The sequence below is a fragment of the Chryseobacterium amylolyticum genome (genome assembly GCF_051011775.1).
Lineage (GTDB): Bacteria > Bacteroidota > Bacteroidia > Flavobacteriales > Weeksellaceae > Chryseobacterium.
This window is the reverse complement of the sequence record NZ_JBPCHX010000002.1, coordinates 97018-116899: the sequence shown is the minus strand read 5'-3', so window position 1 is coordinate 116899 and position 19882 is coordinate 97018. Positions and strand designations below refer to the sequence as shown.

Below are 19882 nucleotides of genomic sequence, written 5' to 3'. Positions count from 1 at the left end.
TCTAACAAACGAAAAAAAGCTTTCATCTTTCATCAGACCAATGCTGGCCAAGCTTTCTGAAGATGCTTTCAACGATAAAGACTGGATATTCGAAATAAAATGGGACGGCTACAGAGCCATTGCAGACCTCAGCCATGAAACCCCACTCTTTTATTCACGGAACGGAATTTCATTTTTATCAAAATTCGATAAAATCAGCCAGGATTTTGATAGACAAAGATATCAAATGATCCTGGATGGCGAAGTTGTAGCCTATGACGAACAGGGGAAACCCAATTTCCAGCTTTTACAGCAAATCGCAGATAATCCCGGTGCTCCACTTGTTTACCAGGTTTTTGACCTTCTCTGGCTGAATGGTCATTCTACTGAAGAACTTCCGCTCATTCAGCGGAAAGAACTTTTAAAAGAAGCCTTAATTGAAACTGATGCCATTAAATACTGCGATCATATTCCTGAAAAAGGTATTGAATTTTTTAAGCAAATGAAAAAAATGCAGCTGGAAGGTATGATTGCAAAACGGGCAGATAGCCTGTATATTGAAAACCACAGAACCAGTGACTGGCTTAAAATAAAATTTTCAAATACTGAAGAAGTAATTATTTGCGGTTTTACAGAACCGAGAGGATCCCGTGAAAGTTTCGGGGCATTGATCCTGGGGAGATATATTAATCAAAAGCTTACGTATTGCGGCCATACAGGTACGGGATTTAATAAGACGTCTTTAAAGGAACTCTATCAAAGACTTGAGAAATTAATTGTACAATCTTCACCTTTCGAAAAAATTCCTAAAACGAATATGCCTGTAACCTGGATAAAGCCGGAACTGGTATGCGAAATCAAATATTCTGAGATTACCCGGGATGGAATATTCAGGCACCCTGTATTTATAACCGTCAGAGAGGATAAAGAACCAGAAGATATCAAGGAATCATCCTTCACCGAAAAACCTAAAGAAATGAAGACAAAAACATCATCTAAAAAAACCGAAGTTTCTGAAAAAGAAAAGGAGATCACATTAGATAAGCATAAAGTTAAACTGACCAACCAGGATAAGATCTATTTTCCTAAAGATGGTATTACGAAGGGAGAGGTTATTGACTATTACCAGTCTGTGGCGACTTATATTTTGCCTTATCTGAAGAACCGCCCTCTTTCTCTCAACCGGTTTCCAAACGGAATTGAAGAACAGGGCTTTTATCAGAAAGATGCAGGAGACACCATACCTGACTGGATAAAAACCACGCAGGTATATTCTGAATCGAATGACAAATACATTGATTATATTTACTGTAATGATAAAGCCACATTAGCCTATCTGAATAATTTAGGATGTATTGATATGAATCCATGGAACAGTTCACTTCCTGACCTTGACCATCCTGATTACCTCGTTTTGGATCTTGATCCGTCAAAAAAGAATACATTTGATGATGTGATTGAAACAGCCCTTCAGGTGAATGAAGTTTTAAAATCAATTAAAATAAAAGGTTACTGTAAAACTTCAGGCAGCACCGGTATTCACGTTTATATTCCGATGGGTGGTAAATATGATTTTGACCAGGTAAAAGACTTCGCCCATATTCTGATGAAGCAGGTGAATGAAAGACTCCCTGAACTCACCACCTTAGAAAGAAGCCTTCAGAAAAGAGATAACAAAAAAATTTATCTTGATTATCTGCAGAACAGAACAGGGCAAACCCTGGCAAGTGCATACAGCTTAAGACCCAAACAGGGAGCTTCAGTTTCTATGCCTTTGGATTGGGATGAATTAAAACCTGGAGTGAAACCTACGGATTTTAATATTGATAATGCTCTTGAAAAAATTAAAGAAAAGGGGGATTTGTTCAAGCCGGTTTTGGGCAAGGGAATTGATATGATGAAGGCCTTGGACCTGCTGCAGGATATGGATTAAAATAAAACTCCCACATCGTATCATGCAGGAGTCTCTTAAAAAAATTAAATATAATTATTGATTGTAAATATGTACATCTCTCTGTGGAAAAGGAATTCCGATTCCTGCTTTGTCGAGAGCCTCTTTACAACTGATGATCAGTTCCTCGTTCATCGCCCAGAAATTTTCAGTCGAAGAGCTTACCCTTACAGATAAATTGACCGCACTCTCTCCAAGTTCTGTTACTACTACCTGTGGAGCAGGTGCTGCAAGAGCGTATTGATTATTTTTAATGACATTCATTAAAAGATCTTTTGTATGTCTTAAATCTGCATCATAAGCAACTCCGATATCCAATGAGGTTCTTCGTGTTCCCAGCTGGGTAAAATTGGTAATGCTATTATTGGACACTACTCCGTTAGGGATAACAATCAGTTGGTTCTGTGGTGTAATCAGTCTCGTATGAAAAATATCTATAGCCTCTACAGTTCCTGAAACGCCTGAACTGGTAGAAATAAAATCACCAATCTTAAAAGGTTTTAATAATAAAATTAAAATTCCACCGGCAAAGTTCGTCAGAGAGCCCTGCAATGCCAAACCTACAGCCAGACCTGCCGCACCAATCATGGCAACAAATGCAGAAGTCTGCACTCCCAGCTGAGTTACAACGACAATGAACAACAGAATATTCAGTCCCCAATTGATAATATTTAAAAGGAAATGCTGCAGAGAAGCTTCCATATTCCGCTTTTTGAAGGCTTTTTCAACCAGTTTTTTGATCATTCTTATCATCCATGATCCAATCAGGTAAATTAATAATGCAGAAATGATTGCGGTAAAAATTCTCGGAGCCCAGGAAATTGCTGAAGAGATTAATGTGTCCCAGTGCTGCTGGATATTGTTCAATTCTAAATCGTCCATTTTTGTATTATGTATGTGTTTTACTATTTATAAGGTATTGACATCTCCTGCAAAATTTAAACAGAAATTTACCTTACACTCCCGGAGTGAAAGTAAATTATATTGATCCTTAAAAACAGATTGTAAGCAGAACGGAATGTTTCAGCTTTACTCAATAATCATTCAGAAACTGAATCTTGCAGGAAGAAATAATTTTCGGGTCATAGAATTACAAAAACGGTACCGAAGTGTATCAACCTTGAAGAAAATAATATTAAATAAACAGTACTTAAGGTAATTTTGCCGCCAGATTTTCCGGTAAAAGCCTAAGGATATGGTAAATAATTTTCCACTTAAAGTTTGGAACAATGGTAAAAGAATTTCCTGCATTAACAATGAATTTCGCTACATACTCCGGTTCCATGATCAGAGATTCATTCAAATCCAGTCCTGCATTTATTTTTGTTCTGATATAACCGATGACCAAAGCATTCACAATGATTTTACGGGAAGCCAGTTCCTGCCTCAATCCGGCCAGAAACTGTGTAAATGCGGCTTTTGTACTTCCATAGACAAAATTACTTTTCCTTCCTCTTACTCCGGACAATGAAGAAAGCCCGACAATCCTTTCCAGATTCTTATTGCTTTTATCCATTGCAATAATACTGAGAACAGACACCCCTCCCATATAATTGACCTCCATCATTTGCTTTGCTCCCTTGAAATCAGTTAGCGCTTTTTGATTGTCTACTAAAAACCCTGCGGCATAGACCACAATATGAGGTTTTATGGAAAGGCCGGAATAGAATTTCTGATGAGAATCAAAATCTGAGGCGTCAAAATACAAAACAGAAACTTTTGAATGATCCAGGTTATTCGAGTCGATAAAATTTTCCAGTGAAGCTGTATTTCTGGAAGCAGCAATTACTGAAAACCCTTTTCCCAGATATTGCTTTATACATTGCTTGGCTACATCTGAATTGGCTCCCAAAATAAGGACCGTTTTGTTTGTGTTTTGATTCATGTGACAAAGATAAATTTTATTAACCACTAATTTCACCCATTGTTTTCATAAATAAACACAGGATCAATTTACCTTTTATCATTATGCATAAAAAAGCTGCGGCGGGTGAACTTCGTTCACCCGCCGCAGACAGATATTTTCAGACTGAATTATTTTTTTTCTTCAGTTACTGTTTCTTTTTTATCATCTGCCTTATCAGCAGATTTTGCTCCAAAGCGGGCTTCTGTCATTTCTCTTGAAACCGCTGCTTTTTCGAATTTCAGCTTTCCGGATAAAGTTTCAATTACAAAACCGTCATCCTGAACCTGAGCAATTCTTCCGTGAAGACCTGATGTAAGCACGACTCTCGTTCCTACTTTAAGGTTTTCCTGAAAGTTTTTTTCCTGCTTCTGTTTTCTCATCTGAGGTCTTATCATCAGGAAATAAAACCCTACAAACATTACACCCATCGTGATCAGCATCATTGATGAAGATCCCTGAGGCTGTGCCTGTAAAAATAATGTCAGCATATTTTAATTATTATGGTTGAATGTTCGCAGTGAACGTTAATCTGATCGGCGCTTTTTCTACGTTTGCAAAAACATCTGCATACTTCTGAACGTTTCCGTCAAAGCTTGAAGAGTCAAAGTGCAATGTAACTTTTCCTTTTTTGCCAGGCATAATGGGTTCTTTCGTAAAGTCCGGAGCTGTACATCCGCATCCTGGCTTCACTTCAGAAATGATCAATGGATTTTTCCCCGTGTTGGTAATTTCATATACGTGCTCTACTTTATCTCCTTTTTTGATTTTTCCGAAATCAAAACTGCTTTCAGATAAAGCAACAGAAGTAGACGGTTGATTAGAAACCGGAGCAGCTGCTTCACCAGTTGCAGGTGTTGCTGCAGAATCAGTAGTTAGAGGAGCCGCAACAGCTGCAGAGTCAGTCGTTGCAGTTTCAGTACCTTGAGTTTCTTTGTTTTCTTTTTTGCATGAAACTAACCCAAAGCCTATAATTGACAAGGCGATAATTGATAACGTCTTTTTCATTTTATATTCTATTTTGATCTTTACAATATTTATCTAAAATACCATTGATGAAAATATTGGAACGGTCTGTAGCAAATACTTTTGCAATTTCAATATATTCATTAATGATGACTCTTGAAGGCGTGAAAGCAAAGTTATCAAGTTCAGCAATTGCTGTAGACAAAATTACTTTATCCATTAGAGAAACTCTTTCCAGGTCCCAGTTTTCAAGTCTTTCTTCCAGTTTCTTTTCATTGTTCTCCCAGTTGTTCAACGTATCTTTCAACAGTTTTGCAGCAAAAGTTTTATCATCTTCATCTTTAATCATCTTGATCAAAGTTCTGCTTTCTTCATCCTCTCTCAGGAAACCAATTGTTTTCTGTACCATTGAATTGGCAATGTGGATATCATCATACCATGAAAGTTCCTTATCTCCTAAATAATCATGAAAATCTTCATTCTCAGCAATATATCTCAAGAATAATTTACCAATAAACTTCTGATCTTCTTCAAAAGAGTAACCTTCTTCTTTCATGAAATCCTGATAACGTTTCCCTGCAGTAATTCTTTGGAAAGTCTTTACCAATAAATCATCATGCATATCCCATTTCAACTGCTTGTGCTGGCCAGTAAAAAATAATCTTTCAGGATTTTCTTCCAGTTTAAGCAATACCTGGTTATTGATGAATTTTTGGTTAGGATTGATATCAGCATCAGTCTTAAGAAACTTATTCTTACCAATTTCGATCTGATGTTCTGCCAATTCTTTCAGCGCTACCAAAAAATTGAGCTGATAGATGTACAGATAATAGATTTTCTCTATCCCGGCAAACATGTTTTTCTCTAAAACATCAAATTTTACAGGGTTTTGGTAGTATGAATACACTGTCTGTACTACTTTTTCACGGATTTGTCGTCTTCCTAACATTCAAAGAGCTTTTTTATGGGTGCAAAGATACAAAATTTAAAATTGATGAAATTCGTAGTGTGATGACATTTTTGTAATTTTGTCAAACTATATGAAAGCGCTAAAAACCTTAAACCCTTATTTTTGGAAACACAAAATACTATTGTTTTGGGGGGTACTATTTATCATTGCCAGTAATTTCTTTAATATATATAAGGTTCAGTTTGTAGGTAAATCTGTAGATGAGCTTACCAAAAGCGGGAATCTTGGCTTTAACCAACAGGTTTTAATCTATGTTGGAATTATCGTGGGATGTTCTCTTCTGACCGGATTCTTTACCTTTATGATGAGACAGACTATCATTGTTGCTTCCAGAAGGATAGAATACGAACTTAAAAATAAAATTTACAGACACTATCAGGATTTATCTTTAACGGATTATAAGCAGACCACCATTGGAGACTTGATGAACAGACTGAGTGAAGATGTAGTGGCGGTAAGAATGTATCTCGGTCCCGGAGTAATGTATGTGGCCAACCTGATTGTTCTTGTACTGATTACCGCTATTTATATGGTAAAAACGGATGCTTCCATGACGATGTGGACTTTACTTCCGCTTCCTATTTTATCATATGCTATTTATAAGGTAAGTTCGATCATCAATAAAAAGTCTAAGATCATGCAGAAAAGCCAGTCTGCAATTTCCACTTTTGTTCAGGACAGTTTTTCCGGAATCCGTGTCGTAAAATTTTTCGCAAGAGAAAAATACATTGGAAAAAACTACGGAATTAAGGTTACTGATTATCAGAATAAAGCTTTGGACCTGGCTAAAACAGAAGCCTACTTCTTCACCATTATTCTTTTTGTCATCGGATTATTGAACGTTGCCATTATATTGATAGGTGGCACAAAATACATTGCCGGAGAGTTAAGCATTGGTAAGATTGCTGATTTCTTCATGTATATCAACACGCTGATTTTCCCATTCTCTATGGTTGGATGGGTAACTTCCGTGAACCAGAGAGCTGAAGCATCTATGCAGAGAATCAATGAATTCATGGATAAGAAATCTGAGATCATTAACACTAATTTTGAAAACTATCCTATTAAAGGAGATATAGAATTCAGAAACGTTTCTTATGTGTATCCTAATACGGGAATCAAGGCACTGGATAATTTAAGTTTCAAAGTAAAAGCCGGGGAATCTTTGGCTATTATGGGTAAAACCGGAAGCGGAAAATCAACAATTGCCCTTCTTTTATGCCGACTGATTGACCCAAGTGAAGGAGAAATTCTGATTGATGGTAAAAACCTGAAAGATCATAATCTGGATAACTACAGAAACTTTCTGGGATATATTCCCCAGGAAAGCTATTTATTCTCAGATACTATTGAAAATAATATTGGTTTTGCCATCGACTATCCTTCTCATGAGAAAGTGATAGAGTATGCCAATATTGCAGATGTTCACAAAAATATTGTCGAGTTCAAAGAGCAATATAAAACACTTGTAGGTGAACGTGGCGTCATGCTTTCAGGGGGACAAAAGCAGAGAATTTGTATCGCAAGAGCTCTAATTAAGAACCCTAATATTATTATTTTTGACGATTCTCTGTCTGCCTTAGATACCGAAACAGAGCACAATATTCTGGAGAATATTGATAAAAAAATCAGTAACGCTACTTCCATAATTATCACACACAGAGAGTCTAGCGCTCAAAAAGCCCACCAAATTATCAACCTGACTGAAATTACCAATTCTGTAACCGCATAGCCATTTCGTTCTCAATTGTTAAATAAATCATAAAAAAAATTTTGTGATTAAAAGAATTCTTTTATATTTGTTCTTAACAAGATTAAAAAATATCTAACAATGAGTGAATACAAGGAACGCCATGAAAATGAGATTTTCACGAAGGTGTTAAAAGCAGGAAGAAGAACTTATTTCTTTGATGTGCGCGAGACGAAAGCAGGAGATTATTATCTTACAATTACTGAGAGTAAGAAGAATTTCGGAGAGAATGGGGAAGCTACATTCGAGAAGCATAAAATTTACCTTTACAAGGAAGATTTTAAAAGTTTCCAGGAGATGTTTAATGAGTCCACAGATTTCATCATTAATGAAAAGGGTGAGGATGTAATTTCAGAAAAACATGACAAGGACTTCAAAAGCAGATCTTACACAATAGATTCTGACGACGAGGTTTAAAAAAAGAATATCTAAAAACACAAGCATCTGAAAAAGATGCTTTTTTTATGCTCTGAAGACATTCTATCTAAAAATATGAATATCAACTTCAACTCCCCATAGAGTACTTCAAGGTTTTAGTAAAAACCATTTTTGCATACCTACACAAGATTTAAAGGTACAGACTGAAAAAAGTATTCAATAAAAAGTAAACAAAAACAGAGTTGCCAATGATTGAAATGGATAGAAAATAAAAAAGTACACTTTTAAAAAGTGTACTTTCTTTGGGTGAATGATGGGTCTCGAACCCACGACCTTCGGAACCACAATCCGACGCTCTAACCAACTGAGCTACAATCACCGTTTTCTGAGTGCAAATATAGGACAATTTCCTCAACTACCAAACAATTCCGTCAAAATTTTTCAAAGAAATTAACTTCTCAGACGTAAACCCCTCAGCATAAGTAACTCCCGATAACCGGCCTAGATCCTGCGCACGGTAAGTTAAGCTCTCATAAAAGTCTTTTGTGGTAATTGGGGTCTCAGGTTCTTTAGAAGTCGGATCATAGAACTGGGTTTTGTAGGCCATACATGCAGCGATCTTTTTGTCAAGAAACTCAGAAATGTCAATAACAAATTCCGGTTGAATATTTTTCCATTGGATGTAATGAAAAACATGCTTCGGTCTCCATACTTCCTGGCTCTCTCCTTCCAAAACCGTTTCAATTTTTCTCAGTCCGGACAAAAAGCACGCATCCGACACTAATTTCGCTCCTTTTGCATGATCCGGATGTCTATCATCAATTGCATTGGCTAAAACGATTTCTGGCCTGTATTTGCGGATCATTTTTACGATCCTCATCTGATAATCTTCTGAGTTCACCAAAAAACCATCTTTCATTCCCAGGTTCTCTCTTGCGGAAAGCCCCAGGATTTTGGCAGCATCAGCCGCCTCCGTTTTTCTGGTTTCATCTGTTCCTCTTGTTCCGAGCTCACCTCTTGTAAGATCTACAACCACACATTTTTTTCCTTCAGAAACCATTTTAGCAATAGTTCCTCCACATCCCAGTTCCACATCATCAGGATGTGCACCAAAAGCAAGTATATCAGTTTTCATAGATTCAAATATAGGATTTAAAATAAAAACTTCCCAAACATTACGAATGGGAAGTTTTAATATCTATAATTTAAATTTTAAATTACTTGTTGATTTCTGCATTTAATTTTACAGCATCCTGGTAAGTAGGATCTAACTGTAAAGACTTAGCAACATAATCTTTTGCTTTTGCAATATCAGAATCTTTACTCATGTACGCCACTGCGAAGTAGGCGTAAGCAAGGGTCTGCTTGTTAGCTTCCTGATCAGCAGGTTTTACTGTACTGATAAATTTCTCATAAGCCAATTTTGCTGCTTCATTGTTTCCTGCCTGCTGGTAAGAATATCCCTGGCTGTAATATGCCGGCGCCCAGTCTGGAAGAAGAGCAGACATTTTCTGCCATGTAAGGATGGCTCCGTTCCAGTTTTTAGCATCCTGGTAAGCCGTTGCCAGCTTAAATAAAGCATCAGAGTCCTGGCTGTTTGCAGCAACCTGCTTTTTCAACGCTTCAATTGTAGGGTTAGTAGGTCCTTTGTCAGCTTCTGCCTGAGAAGCACCTCCACCACCTGCGATATTAGCCAATTCAAGATCCCACTTCATTGTTTCATCCTTAGCCGCTTTTGCAATACCCACTTTTTGCTGAGCTTCAGCCATTAGAGCAGATTTTTTAGCAGCATCTTTTTCATCTTTTGCTAAACCAGCAGCAATAAGTCCCTGTAAACCTTGGTCAGCAGGCAATATTCTTGTCTTCTCAGCCTGAGAAACAAAAGTATCCATATTTTGCTTGGCATCTGCATAGTTTCTGTCTGCATATGCGTTGTAAGCTCTTAGCTTGAACTTAATAGGATCGTCAATTTTATCAAATATCTTGTCCAACACCATTTTAGAGTTTGCGTAGTCTTCATTTGTGAAGTATAATTTAGCAATTTCTAATTGAGTATATGGATCCTCATCAGCATATTTTGTATAGTTGATAAGGTCTTGTGTAGCTTTTGCATTTTGTTGGTATCTGATATCATAACCAGCCAGTGCTTTGTATGCCGGAGCATAAGTAGGGTCTACTGCAATTGCTTTATCAACGCTCTCTTTCGCTTTTTGCCATACCTGTGCAGCCATCCATAATGTAGCCATTCTCGTGTAAACGGAAGCTTTATTTTTAGCTACAGGTAACGCTTTGTCGTAAGCTGACATAGCCTCTCCCGGAGATCTTTTCAGTCTGTAAGCGTCTCCTAATGTATAATAATAATGTGCAGGAACTCCTTTTTTCTCAGCTTTTTCAATAGCTTTATTAAGGTACTGAATAGCAAGATCAGGGGAACTGTTCTTTTCGAATAAAGTTAAAGCTTCTGCAGCTCTGAATAATACTTCAGCATCTTTTTCTTTTGAATCAGTTACTACTTTCTGAATTTCAGCAACGGCATTTTTATCACCCTTTCCTAATTTAACAGCGGCTAAACCAATTTTATTAAGATAGCTTTTACCGTCAGCAGCTAATCCCTTGTTGAAATTCTCAGTTGCTTTAGCATAATCCGGCTCTCCTTGTCTTAAGAAAGTATTTCCTAAATAGAAGTAGTTTTCAGCTGTAGGCTCTTTAGCGATCATTTCAGTGAAGTTTGTTTTTGCCTGTGCAAATTTATCACTGTCTATACTGTTGATACCATCCTGCAGTGTCTGTGCAGAGGCGAAACCGGTAAAAAATACCACGGCTGCTCCAAAAGCAATCTTCTTTACATTCATATTCATTATATCTTTCATTTTATATTTTCTAAATAATTGAGTTATATTCTACACAATTTTCAGACCAAATCCTTATTTTTAGTGGGAATAAATTGTGAATTTAATTTTTTTTAACGCATCTGCACTTCTCTCTTATACAGATTATAAGGCTGCAAACCTTCTTTCTGTACAATTTTCTGCCCCAAATGGGTACATGAAAATCTTATAAATCCATTGGCGATATTAAAATTACCTTCGTTAATCAGAAAGTAAAGTACTCTTGTAAACGGATATTCCATAGTACGGAGTCCATCAAAATCTGCGTTATATGATTTTCCTTTGTCTACTACAGGAAGAACCTTTACCATCTCTCTTAATCTTTCCGAAGTTTTATCATAAGGACGGCTAAAAGTATTAAGGCCAATAACGCCTATTTTATCCGGATACTTTCCCAGTTCCTCAATAATCTTCTGATTTCCGGGAATAATGGAAAATTTCAGGTCTTTTGGCTGTTTTTTAAATTTTTCAGCAACAAAATTCAGATTACTTGAATTGGTTCCGTCAAAGATAAATTCTTTTTTATCAGACATCAGCCCGTTATTGATTTCATCCATAGAAATACTTTCTTTCGGAGAATCTTTAGGCACAACAAAAACGACTGCATCTGCAGCGAATCTGGCGGGAAGAAACTTTAAATCTGTTCTTTCCTCGTATGTTTTTATTTCTTCGGGAGTAAGATTTCTGGACATTACCACCACTTTAGCACTTCCTTTTAAAAGATCGAGAAGCCCTAAATCTTCCTTCTTGGTTTCTACTTTGATGTGGGTTTCAGGGTAGTTGATCATATAGCCTTCAGCTAATGCTTCTGTAACGCTTTGAAAGGATTCGTCAGTAAAAATTGTGAGATCACCTTTGTGATAGGAAGGAGCATTTTTCTCCTTTTTGCAGCCTGCCAGCATTATGCTCAAAGCAAAAATTACTGCAAGCTTGAAACTATTCTTCATTTCTCGATTGTTTAATTCTTGAGATCGCCCTGTAAATTCTGAAAATACCATAAATAACCAGTACTATTCCTAATGCATAGGCAACAGCAGGTTCTAAAATAGTAAAGAAGAATTTGTAGACAATCACTACAATTCCTAAAACGATATAAAACAATCCCGTAACCAGGGATAACCAATTGAACATCATGTAACAAAAATACCAAAAAAAATAAAAAGAGAAGCATATGCCTCTCTTTTTATTTATATTTTGAATAAATAAGTCTTATTCAAAGTTCATAGTAAATGGTACACTATAGTAAGATCTAACGCTCTCCCCGTTTCTCTTCGCAGGAGTCCATTTTTTAAGTTTCTTAACTACACGTACAGCTTCATTGTTGAAGTCACCATTTGGAGATTTCTCCTCAATAGTAACGTTTGATACAGTTCCGTCTTTTTCTACAACGAACTTAAGCTTAGCTTTAAGTGTTCCTTCACCTCCTTCCATCAGGGAAGTATCGAAGTTATCACCCAGGAACTTTCTTAATGCTCCCATACCTCCAGGATATTCTGCAGACTGGTCAACATCTTTATAGATCTCGTTAGGGTTGTTCGCTTTTACTTCTACTGTACTTGCTTTAGTACCTGTAGATGGTGGCGGCGGTGGTGGCGTATAAGCCGGAGCTTTTACCCCCTCCTGATTCTGTAAACCAGTTGTCGTTTCCAACTGCTTAGAAATCGGTGGTGGTGGAGTTTCAATTTTCGGAGCTTTTACAGGCTCAGGAACCACGTTCTGAATAACCTCAATTTTCTCCTCTTCTTTTGGAGGTGGAGGTGGTGGAGGTGGTTCTTCTTCTTTAGGCTGCTCGATAATCGGATCTTCTTCGATAATATCTACTAGATCTGCCTTTACTTCCTGCTTAGGCGGAGCTGTAAGATTTTTAATCGTAAGATAGATGAACGGAGACAAAGCTGCCAAAAGGAATAAAGCTGTTCCGATGATAAAAGACTTTGTTAAAAGTCTCGGATACTGATGTCTAAGATCATAGGCACCATATTCCTTGTTTCTATTTTCAAATACGATTTCGTCTAAAGTAAGATTCTGACCGTATACATTTTCATCTGCCATAGATTAGATATAACAATTTTATGGTTAAATTACTTTGTCGCAGCAGCCGGTGCAGCAGCACCTCCTACTTTTTTCTCATACACAGCTTTCTCCCAAGGCTTGATATCAGTAACACCGTACTGCTCACTCTTGGTAATTGCCATTTCGTCAAGAATATCAACAAAGTTCTTATATACAGCATCGTCAGTCGGCTTAATGATCACGGTAAATTTCGTTTGATCTGCAGCTCTAGATTTTGCCTGCTGAATTACTTTTCTGATTCCTTCTCTATCAAGGGTAGTTTCCATAAGTGTCTGGTCATTCAAGGATGTAGCATCCTGCTGGTGCCAGAAAACTCTGTTATTTTTTCCTAATAAGATAGAAATTGAGTTAGAAAGTTTAATTTCTGTTGGAGGTGGTTTTTGTTTTTCATCTTTCGGTTTAGCCGGAAGACCCAAATCCATAACATTCGGTTTACTGAACGTAGTTGTGAACATAAAGAAGGTAATCAATAGAAAACCCAAGTCCACCATCGGAGTCATATCGACTCTGGTACTCTGCTTCTTGGAACGGACCTTGCCGCCCTTGCCGCCTTTTTCTTGTACTTGTACTTCTGCCATTTCTATCGATATTATTCGTTAGGTTTACCTTCTTGTGATGTAATCAACCAAAATTTAAGAAAATCAATATCTCTTAAACCTTCAAATAAGCTTTTCACTTTAGGGTATTGAGTAGTAACGTCACCTTTAATTGCTAACTTGTAGTCAGGATTAACGCTCAAACTTTCTTTTACCCAATCAATTAATTGCTTATTTGTACTGTCCATAGGAATTCCTGTAGGACTCTTATAATTTTTCTGCTCATCTTCAGACATATCCAAGTAGCCTTTAAGCTGGTTCATTGGAACACCGATTGCCTGAACTTTCTGGAAAGCAGCCTTTTGATTGTTGTTAAAAGTAATTCCATACTTTTGTCCCATTTTATCCAAAAGAGCAACTCTTTCTGATGCGTTTTCTACTGGCTGGAAATAGAATTTTCCGTCCGGAGTAGCATTGATAGTCATTAAACTAGCATCAGGAAGCAATTTTTCCGAAATTGAAGATGGCGGTTTGATCTGCTCCACGTCAGGTTTTTTAAACTGAGTGGTCAAGATAAAGAACGTAAGGAGTAGGAACGCAACGTCACACATTGCAGTCATGTCCGTAATTACTCCATGTCTTTTTGGTTTGACTCTCGCCATTATTATAAAATATTTTTAATTAAACTTCTTTTAATTGCTAATGCAAATATCTTGCTAATTTCTTAGTTGAATTCAGCGAAAGATTGTTGGATACTCATAGAGATCTCATCGATCTTGTAAGTTAATCCGTCAATTTTAGATGTAAAGAAGTTGTAAAGGATAATAGCGATTGCTGAAGTACCAATACCTAATGCCGTGTTGATCAAGGCTTCAGAGATACCTGTAGATAGAGCAGCAGCATCCGGAGTACCACCTCCTGAACCTAATGCGAAGAACGCCTTGATCATCCCGATTACCGTTCCTAGTAGTGCTACTAACGTTGCAACTGTACCTAAAGTAGAAAGGATCATCATGTTTTTCTCAAGCATTGGCATCTCAAGAGTAGTAGCTTCTTCGATAGCTTTGTTAAGTGCTACCATTTTCTGCTCCTTATTTAATGTAGTATCGTGAGCAAGTGCTTTATAAGTAGTAAGACCTTCTTTTACTACGTTACCAACAGAACCTTGTTGTCTGTCACACTCTTCGATAGCTTCGTCGATTTTGTTTTGGTTTAGTAAGCTTCTTACCTGAACAACGAAGTTGTCTAAGTTTCCTTTTCCAGCTGCTTTACCAAGAACGAAATATCTTTCAAAAGAGAAAACGATTACAGTAATCATGAAAGTAATCAAGATTGGTACGATAACCCCTCCTTTGTAGATAATACCTAAAAACGATTCTGGGTGAATGTCTTTTCCTTCAACACTTGAAAAAGCTACAGATCCACTTCCTAGTTTGTCTGCATCTTTAAAGTTTCCTGGGCTACCAAGAACGAATAAATAAATACATACTCCTATAGCAAATAGAATAGGAATAATAACAGCTGGATTTAAACCTCCTGCCTTTCTAGCAACTACTTGCTCATCATTTTTTGAAACATTCATTTCCATATTTAACTAAATTATATTGTTTTAAAATTTTACAGGGTGTAAATTAAAGGCAAAATTAATTAAAATGCAAGAGTCTTAATTAAACATTTTGCTTTTTTTTGATAAAGAAATTTTAATACGATTTCGAAATAATAATTATTTTAAATTATTTTATTTATTTTTTCCAAATTTAACATTTCAATTAAAAAATCAAAAAAATTAGACTCCCATTTTTTTTAATTTCCCAATGTTAATTTTTTTTTAAATTACGATATTCACAATACGGTGAGGGACTACAATGATTTTTTTAGGGGTTTTACCCTCCAAAATCTGTTGCATTTTCTCGTTCGAAATCACCAAATCTTCCACCTCCTTGGCAGATAATTGAGCTGAAAGTGAAATTTTGAACTTCATTTTGCCATTTACGCTTACCGGATACTCAATTTCGTCTTCAACAAGATAATCCTCATTCAATACCGGGAATTTCTCAAATTCTATCGAAGTATCATGTCCTAATAAATTCCACAGTTCTTCACAGATATGAGGAGCATAAGGAGAAATGATAACGGCTAACGGTTCCAAAATATTGCGTTTATTACATTTTATTTTCTGAAGTTCGTTTACAGCAATCATAAATGATGATACGGATGTATTGAAAGAGAAGTTTTCAATATCATATACGACCTTCTTTATTAAGGTATGTAAAACTTTATATTCCGCTTTTGTAGGTTCTTCGTCTGAAACTTCAAATACCTCTCCATTGAAATAAAGGTTCCAGAATTTTTTAAGGAAACCGTATACTCCGCTAAGCCCTTGTGTATTCCAAGGCTTGGATTGCTCCAATGGTCCTAAGAACATTTCATATAATCTTAAACCATCCGCACCATATTCTTCACAGATGTCATCAGGGTTTACTACATTATATTTAGACTTGGACATTTTTTCTACTTCACGGTCTGTGATGTATTTTCCATCTTCCAGAATAAATTCTGCATCAGCATAATCCGGTCTCCATGCCTTGAAAGCTTCTGTATCCAATTCATCAGAGGTTCCTTTTAATAAGGATACATCTACATGGATCTGCTGAGTCTTATAATCTTTAGCCAGATTTTTGGATACATATTGATTTGTACCGTCAATTCTGTACACAAATGCGCTCATTCCTAAGATCATCCCCTGGTTGATCAGTTTCTGGAACGGTTCATCATGGCTGATCCACCCTCTGTCTTTTAAGAACATATTCCAGAAACGGGAATACAGCAAGTGTCCGGTTGCGTGTTCGCTTCCTCCTATATATAGGTCTACCTGTCCCCAGTAGTCTGAAAGGTTCTTTGCACAGAATTCCCCGTCATTCTGCGGATCCATATATCTAAGGAAGTACCAGGAGCTTCCTGCCCAGCCTGGCATTGTAGATAATTCTAAAGGGAAAACAGTTTTATCATCTATTAAGTCTGTAGCAACTACTTTCTGATTGGCTTCATCCCATGCAAATTCTTTTGCATTTCCTAATGGCGGATCTCCATCTTCTGTTGGTAAATATTTTTCAACCTCAGGAAGCTCCAAAGGTAAGGCAGAAGCTGGCAACGTATATGGCATTCCATCCTTATAATATATAGGAACAGGTTCTCCCCAATAACGCTGTCTTGAGAAAATAGCGTCACGCTGTCTGTAATTCGTTGTTCCATGACCTATTCCTCTGGTTTCGATCTCGGAAATTATTTTTGCTTTCGCATCATTATAATGTAATCCGTTTAAGAAATCAGAGTTTACACAAACGGAATCTTTAGAATCAAAAGATTTCTCCTGAACATCCTCTTCAGTCTCTACAACTTTTTTAATTTCAAGATTAAACTTCTTGGCAAATCTGTGATCACGCTCATCATGTGCAGGAACGGCCATTACCGCACCTGTTCCATATCCCATCAATACATAGTCTGAAATATAGATCGGCATTTTTTCATTGCTGAACGGATTGATCGCATAACTTCCGGTGAAAGCTCCGCTGACGTTTTTAACGTCAGACATTCTGTCTCTCTCCGTTTTTTTGGAAGTTTCTTCAATATAAGTGTCTACTTCGGCTTTTTGAGCATCAGTAGTAATCGTTTCCACTAAAGGGTTTTCAGGAGCCAATACCATAAAGGTTGCTCCGAAGATGGTATCAGGTCTTGTTGTAAATACCTCAACAATCTCGTCATGACCTTCTACCTGAAACTGAACCTGCGCTCCCTGAGATTTTCCAATCCAGTATTCCTGGGAATCTTTCAATGGCTGAGGCCAGTCTAAAGTATTTAATCCCTGTAACAGTCTTTCAGAATATGCAGAAATTCTCATACTCCACTGCATCATTTTCTTTTGGAAAACCGGGAATCCTCCTCTTTCGGATTTCCCATCTTTTACCTCATCGTTTGCCAGTACTGTTCCTAACGCCGGGCACCAGTTTACGGTAGTCTCTGCTCTGTAAGCAAGACGATAGTTCAATAAGATATCTTCTTTATCAAGATCGGAAGCATTCTTCCATTCTTCTGCTGTGAAGTTTAATTCGTCGTTCTGATTTGCATTTAAACCTTCTGTTCCTTTTTCTTCAAAATGCTGAATTAAAGAATCAATAGCTTCTGCCTTGTCAGTATTTTTATTATACCAGGAATGGTACAGCTGGATGAAAATCCATTGTGTCCATTTATAATAAGACGCATCTGAAGTTCTTACTTCTCTGCTCCAGTCAAATGAAAAACCTATTTTTCTTAACTGCTCCTCATATCTGTTGATATTCTGTTCTGTAGTAATTGCCGGATGCTGTCCTGTCTGGATAGCATACTGTTCAGCAGGAAGACCAAAGCTGTCATATCCTACCGGGTGAAGCACATTAAACCCCTGATGTCTTTTATATCTCGCATAGATATCCGATGCAATATATCCCAGCGGGTGACCTACGTGAAGTCCTGCTCCTGATGGGTACGGAAACATATCGAGTACATAAAACTTAGGTTTATCTGTGTTATTAGAGGTTTTATAGGTTTGATTATCCTCCCAGTATTTCTGCCACTTTTTTTCTATCTGCTGATGATCGTAAAACACTTTATATAGATGTTATATGTTAGACTTTAAATATTGAATTATTTTTCCCTTTTTTACAAGAATCACAAAAATAATGATTTTAAAGGAAATAGAAATTTAATTTATGATGAATTGCAATTCCGGCTTCAACAAAAAAATCCCATCCGGAGATGAGATCTGTTTTATATCCTGAAGTATATACTATTATTGAGTAACTCTCTTGAAGGTATATGTTCTTGTCTGGAATATTTTAGGATCCTGAGTCTCCTCTCTTACTGCAAGGTTAAGCGTTGTTTCATTCAAAGTAATAATCTTTGCATTCTGCGGCTCTACGATTCCCTGAATTTTCATCTGAACATCTTTTCCTTCTTTATTATAGGTATAGTTGAATTTTATCTCTGAAAGAATAGCACACTGACCAGGTGTAGCAGTATCTCCCCAGTTTGTTTTCCCTCCCTTGGAGTCAGCGCTGAACCACCATCTGGTCTGTTTCTGACAGTCAGTATAAGTAATTGTGTTAGAAACCGGATCCTCGCCGGTCTCCACAGTAGTAACTACTTCTTTTAATGGTTGCCAGGTCCCAACCAGAGGAGCTTCCAGAACAGTATCATTATTATCACTACATCCTGTAGCTGCAAACAAAGACAAACCTGCAAATAGTAATGCTAATTTCTTCATAGATCAATTTTTTCAAGCGCTAAAATTATAATTTTTTTGATTTATATTACTATTTTTTATGAAAAATTATTTCATCGGGCTTTATTTATATATATTTTAAAACACTCAGATGCAATTTTCCCTTTATTTAACAAATAATGAATAATGGGGCACCATTCATTTTATTAAAAAAGTTATTTTTGTAAGAAAGAAAATACAAATGCAGGACATTACGAAAAACAATTTTGACTTCATACGCGTTCTCCTTGCTTTCATCGTCTTTGTAGGACACCTGGGAGCATTAAGTGGTTCCGATCAGCTCGCCATTTTAACATACAGCCCGGTAGAAGTAGCCGTTTTTTCGTTTTTCATTGTGAGTGGATTTCTTATTGCAAGAAGCTATGAAAGATCTTCCAGTTTGAAAAGTTACGCCAAAAAGAGGTTTAACAGAATTGTTCCTGCCTATTTATTAGTTGTATTCCTATGTGCAACATTATTAAGCCTGGTCAGCACTTTACCTTTTTCTGAATATTTTGGCAACACACAGGTTTATAAATACCTATTCTGGAATTCAATTTTCATGAATTTTAAAGCACCATGGCTTCCCGGAGTATTCGGAAACCAGGCGGTAAACGGAGCATTGTGGACCCTTAAAATAGAAATGTGCTTTTATATTGCTGTTCCGCTGATGTTTTTATTGTTTGGAAAAAATAACAAATACCGGAATACCAGCCTGATTGTATTGTATTTTCTCTCACTGATTTATCTCAATTATTTTGAAATGGCCGGAAAAGCTGCCCTTTCGAGACAATTACCGGGATCATTATGTTATTTTATCGGCGGAATGCTGATCTACTTTAATTTTGATAAGTTTATCAAACATAAAAATGCATTATTCATTATTGCGATAATGACTGTTTGGATAGATCTTATTTTTAAAATAAAACTATTCTCTCCAATGATGATCAGTATTATTGTTCTGTATATTGCTTATTCTTTTAAGTTCCTGAACAATTTTGGAAAGTACGGAGATTTCACTTACGGCATTTATATATTCCACTTCCCTATTATCAGGGTATTTGCAGCATTGGGGCTTTTTGCCAGCTATAATCCTTATTTCATGGGATTGGTATGCATGTTGGTAGTAATCGGGGTAGGAATTGCTTCCTGGCATCTTTATGAAAAAAGATTTTTATAATTTTACAATTCA

The 19882-nt window shown here is 36.7% G+C and carries 19 protein-coding genes and 1 tRNA gene; 4 read left to right on the top strand and 16 right to left on the bottom strand.

What is annotated here, in order from left to right; genetic code table 11:
- Nucleotides 1–40: 40 nt before the first annotated feature.
- Nucleotides 41–1912, top strand: a complete 1872-nt coding sequence (gene ligD, locus ACR1PO_RS05670; RefSeq protein WP_433986135.1) for a DNA ligase D — start codon at nt 41–43, stop codon at nt 1910–1912.
- A 54-nt stretch (nt 1913–1966) separates the two neighbouring features.
- Here the strand turns inward: ligD and ACR1PO_RS05665 are convergent, their stop codons facing one another.
- From ACR1PO_RS05665 to ACR1PO_RS05645, 5 genes are all read right to left on the bottom strand, one after another.
- Nucleotides 1967–2812, bottom strand: a complete 846-nt coding sequence (locus tag ACR1PO_RS05665) for a mechanosensitive ion channel family protein (RefSeq protein ID WP_332385675.1) — start codon at nt 2810–2812, stop codon at nt 1967–1969.
- Nucleotides 2813–3080: 268 nt separating this feature from the next.
- A complete protein-coding gene (locus ACR1PO_RS05660; RefSeq protein WP_433986134.1) occupies nt 3081–3815 on the bottom strand; it encodes an SDR family NAD(P)-dependent oxidoreductase in 735 nt (244 codons plus the stop codon).
- Between the two features lie 149 nt (nt 3816–3964).
- A complete protein-coding gene (gene yajC / locus ACR1PO_RS05655) occupies nt 3965–4324 on the bottom strand; it encodes a preprotein translocase subunit YajC (RefSeq protein ID WP_433986133.1) in 360 nt (119 codons plus the stop codon).
- Nucleotides 4325–4334: 10 nt separating this feature from the next.
- On the bottom strand, nt 4335–4841 hold the full coding sequence (locus tag ACR1PO_RS05650) for a DUF1573 domain-containing protein (protein ID WP_433986132.1): 507 nt from the start codon (nt 4839–4841) through the stop codon (nt 4335–4337).
- Between the two features lies 1 nt (nt 4842).
- On the bottom strand, nt 4843–5748 hold the full coding sequence (locus ACR1PO_RS05645) for a transcription antitermination protein NusB (protein WP_002976290.1): 906 nt from the start codon (nt 5746–5748) through the stop codon (nt 4843–4845).
- A gap of 91 nt (nt 5749–5839) precedes the next feature.
- Between ACR1PO_RS05645 and ACR1PO_RS05640 the strand changes: the two genes are divergently transcribed.
- Nucleotides 5840–7501, top strand: coding sequence for an ABC transporter ATP-binding protein (locus tag ACR1PO_RS05640; RefSeq protein WP_433986131.1), 1662 nt, complete (start codon nt 5840–5842; stop codon nt 7499–7501).
- A gap of 99 nt (nt 7502–7600) precedes the next feature.
- A complete protein-coding gene (locus ACR1PO_RS05635) occupies nt 7601–7936 on the top strand; it encodes a DUF3276 family protein (protein ID WP_002976288.1) in 336 nt (111 codons plus the stop codon).
- A gap of 265 nt (nt 7937–8201) precedes the next feature.
- On the opposite strand, the gene ACR1PO_RS05630 is transcribed toward ACR1PO_RS05635, so the two are convergent.
- The 11 genes from ACR1PO_RS05630 to ACR1PO_RS05580 all read right to left on the bottom strand — a co-directional run bounded on the left by ACR1PO_RS05630 (nt 8202) and on the right by ACR1PO_RS05580 (nt 18693).
- Nucleotides 8202–8277: transfer RNA gene (locus ACR1PO_RS05630), tRNA-His, on the bottom strand.
- A gap of 35 nt (nt 8278–8312) precedes the next feature.
- On the bottom strand, nt 8313–9032 hold the full coding sequence (gene bshB1, locus ACR1PO_RS05625) for a bacillithiol biosynthesis deacetylase BshB1 (RefSeq protein ID WP_332385672.1): 720 nt from the start codon (nt 9030–9032) through the stop codon (nt 8313–8315).
- Nucleotides 9033–9114: 82 nt separating this feature from the next.
- The gene (locus tag ACR1PO_RS05620) at nt 9115–10767 is read right to left on the bottom strand and encodes a tetratricopeptide repeat protein (protein WP_332385671.1); all 1653 of its coding nucleotides are present in this window, start codon (nt 10765–10767) and stop codon (nt 9115–9117) included.
- A gap of 92 nt (nt 10768–10859) precedes the next feature.
- Nucleotides 10860–11732 carry a PstS family phosphate ABC transporter substrate-binding protein gene (locus ACR1PO_RS05615; protein ID WP_433986130.1) on the bottom strand — a complete coding sequence of 291 codons (873 nt, stop codon included), beginning with the start codon at nt 11730–11732 and terminating at the stop codon, nt 10860–10862.
- Nucleotides 11722–11919: a DUF308 domain-containing protein gene (locus ACR1PO_RS05610; protein ID WP_332385669.1), complete on the bottom strand. Its 198-nt coding sequence runs from the start codon at nt 11917–11919 to the stop codon at nt 11722–11724. The genes ACR1PO_RS05615 and ACR1PO_RS05610 overlap by 11 nt, the downstream gene beginning before the upstream one ends.
- A gap of 75 nt (nt 11920–11994) precedes the next feature.
- Nucleotides 11995–12837 (bottom strand): energy transducer TonB, encoded by an 843-nt coding sequence (locus ACR1PO_RS05605; RefSeq protein WP_332385668.1) that lies wholly within the window; start codon nt 12835–12837, stop codon nt 11995–11997.
- 29 nt (nt 12838–12866) lie between these two features.
- On the bottom strand, nt 12867–13436 hold the full coding sequence (locus ACR1PO_RS05600; RefSeq protein WP_076594931.1) for an ExbD/TolR family protein: 570 nt from the start codon (nt 13434–13436) through the stop codon (nt 12867–12869).
- Nucleotides 13437–13447: 11 nt separating this feature from the next.
- Nucleotides 13448–14056 carry an ExbD/TolR family protein gene (locus ACR1PO_RS05595; protein WP_002976281.1) on the bottom strand — a complete coding sequence of 203 codons (609 nt, stop codon included), beginning with the start codon at nt 14054–14056 and terminating at the stop codon, nt 13448–13450.
- A 62-nt stretch (nt 14057–14118) separates the two neighbouring features.
- Nucleotides 14119–14982, bottom strand: a complete 864-nt coding sequence (locus tag ACR1PO_RS05590; protein ID WP_002976280.1) for a MotA/TolQ/ExbB proton channel family protein — start codon at nt 14980–14982, stop codon at nt 14119–14121.
- Nucleotides 14983–15222: 240 nt separating this feature from the next.
- Nucleotides 15223–18036, bottom strand: a complete 2814-nt coding sequence (gene leuS / locus ACR1PO_RS05585) for a leucine--tRNA ligase (RefSeq protein ID WP_433986129.1) — start codon at nt 18034–18036, stop codon at nt 15223–15225.
- Between the two features lie 183 nt (nt 18037–18219).
- A complete protein-coding gene (locus ACR1PO_RS05580) occupies nt 18220–18693 on the bottom strand; it encodes a lipocalin-like domain-containing protein (RefSeq protein ID WP_332385666.1) in 474 nt (157 codons plus the stop codon).
- A 199-nt stretch (nt 18694–18892) separates the two neighbouring features.
- On the opposite strand from ACR1PO_RS05580, the gene ACR1PO_RS05575 reads away from it, so the two are divergent.
- On the top strand, nt 18893–19870 hold the full coding sequence (locus tag ACR1PO_RS05575; RefSeq protein WP_433986128.1) for an acyltransferase family protein: 978 nt from the start codon (nt 18893–18895) through the stop codon (nt 19868–19870).
- Nucleotides 19871–19882: the final 12 nt, after the last annotated feature.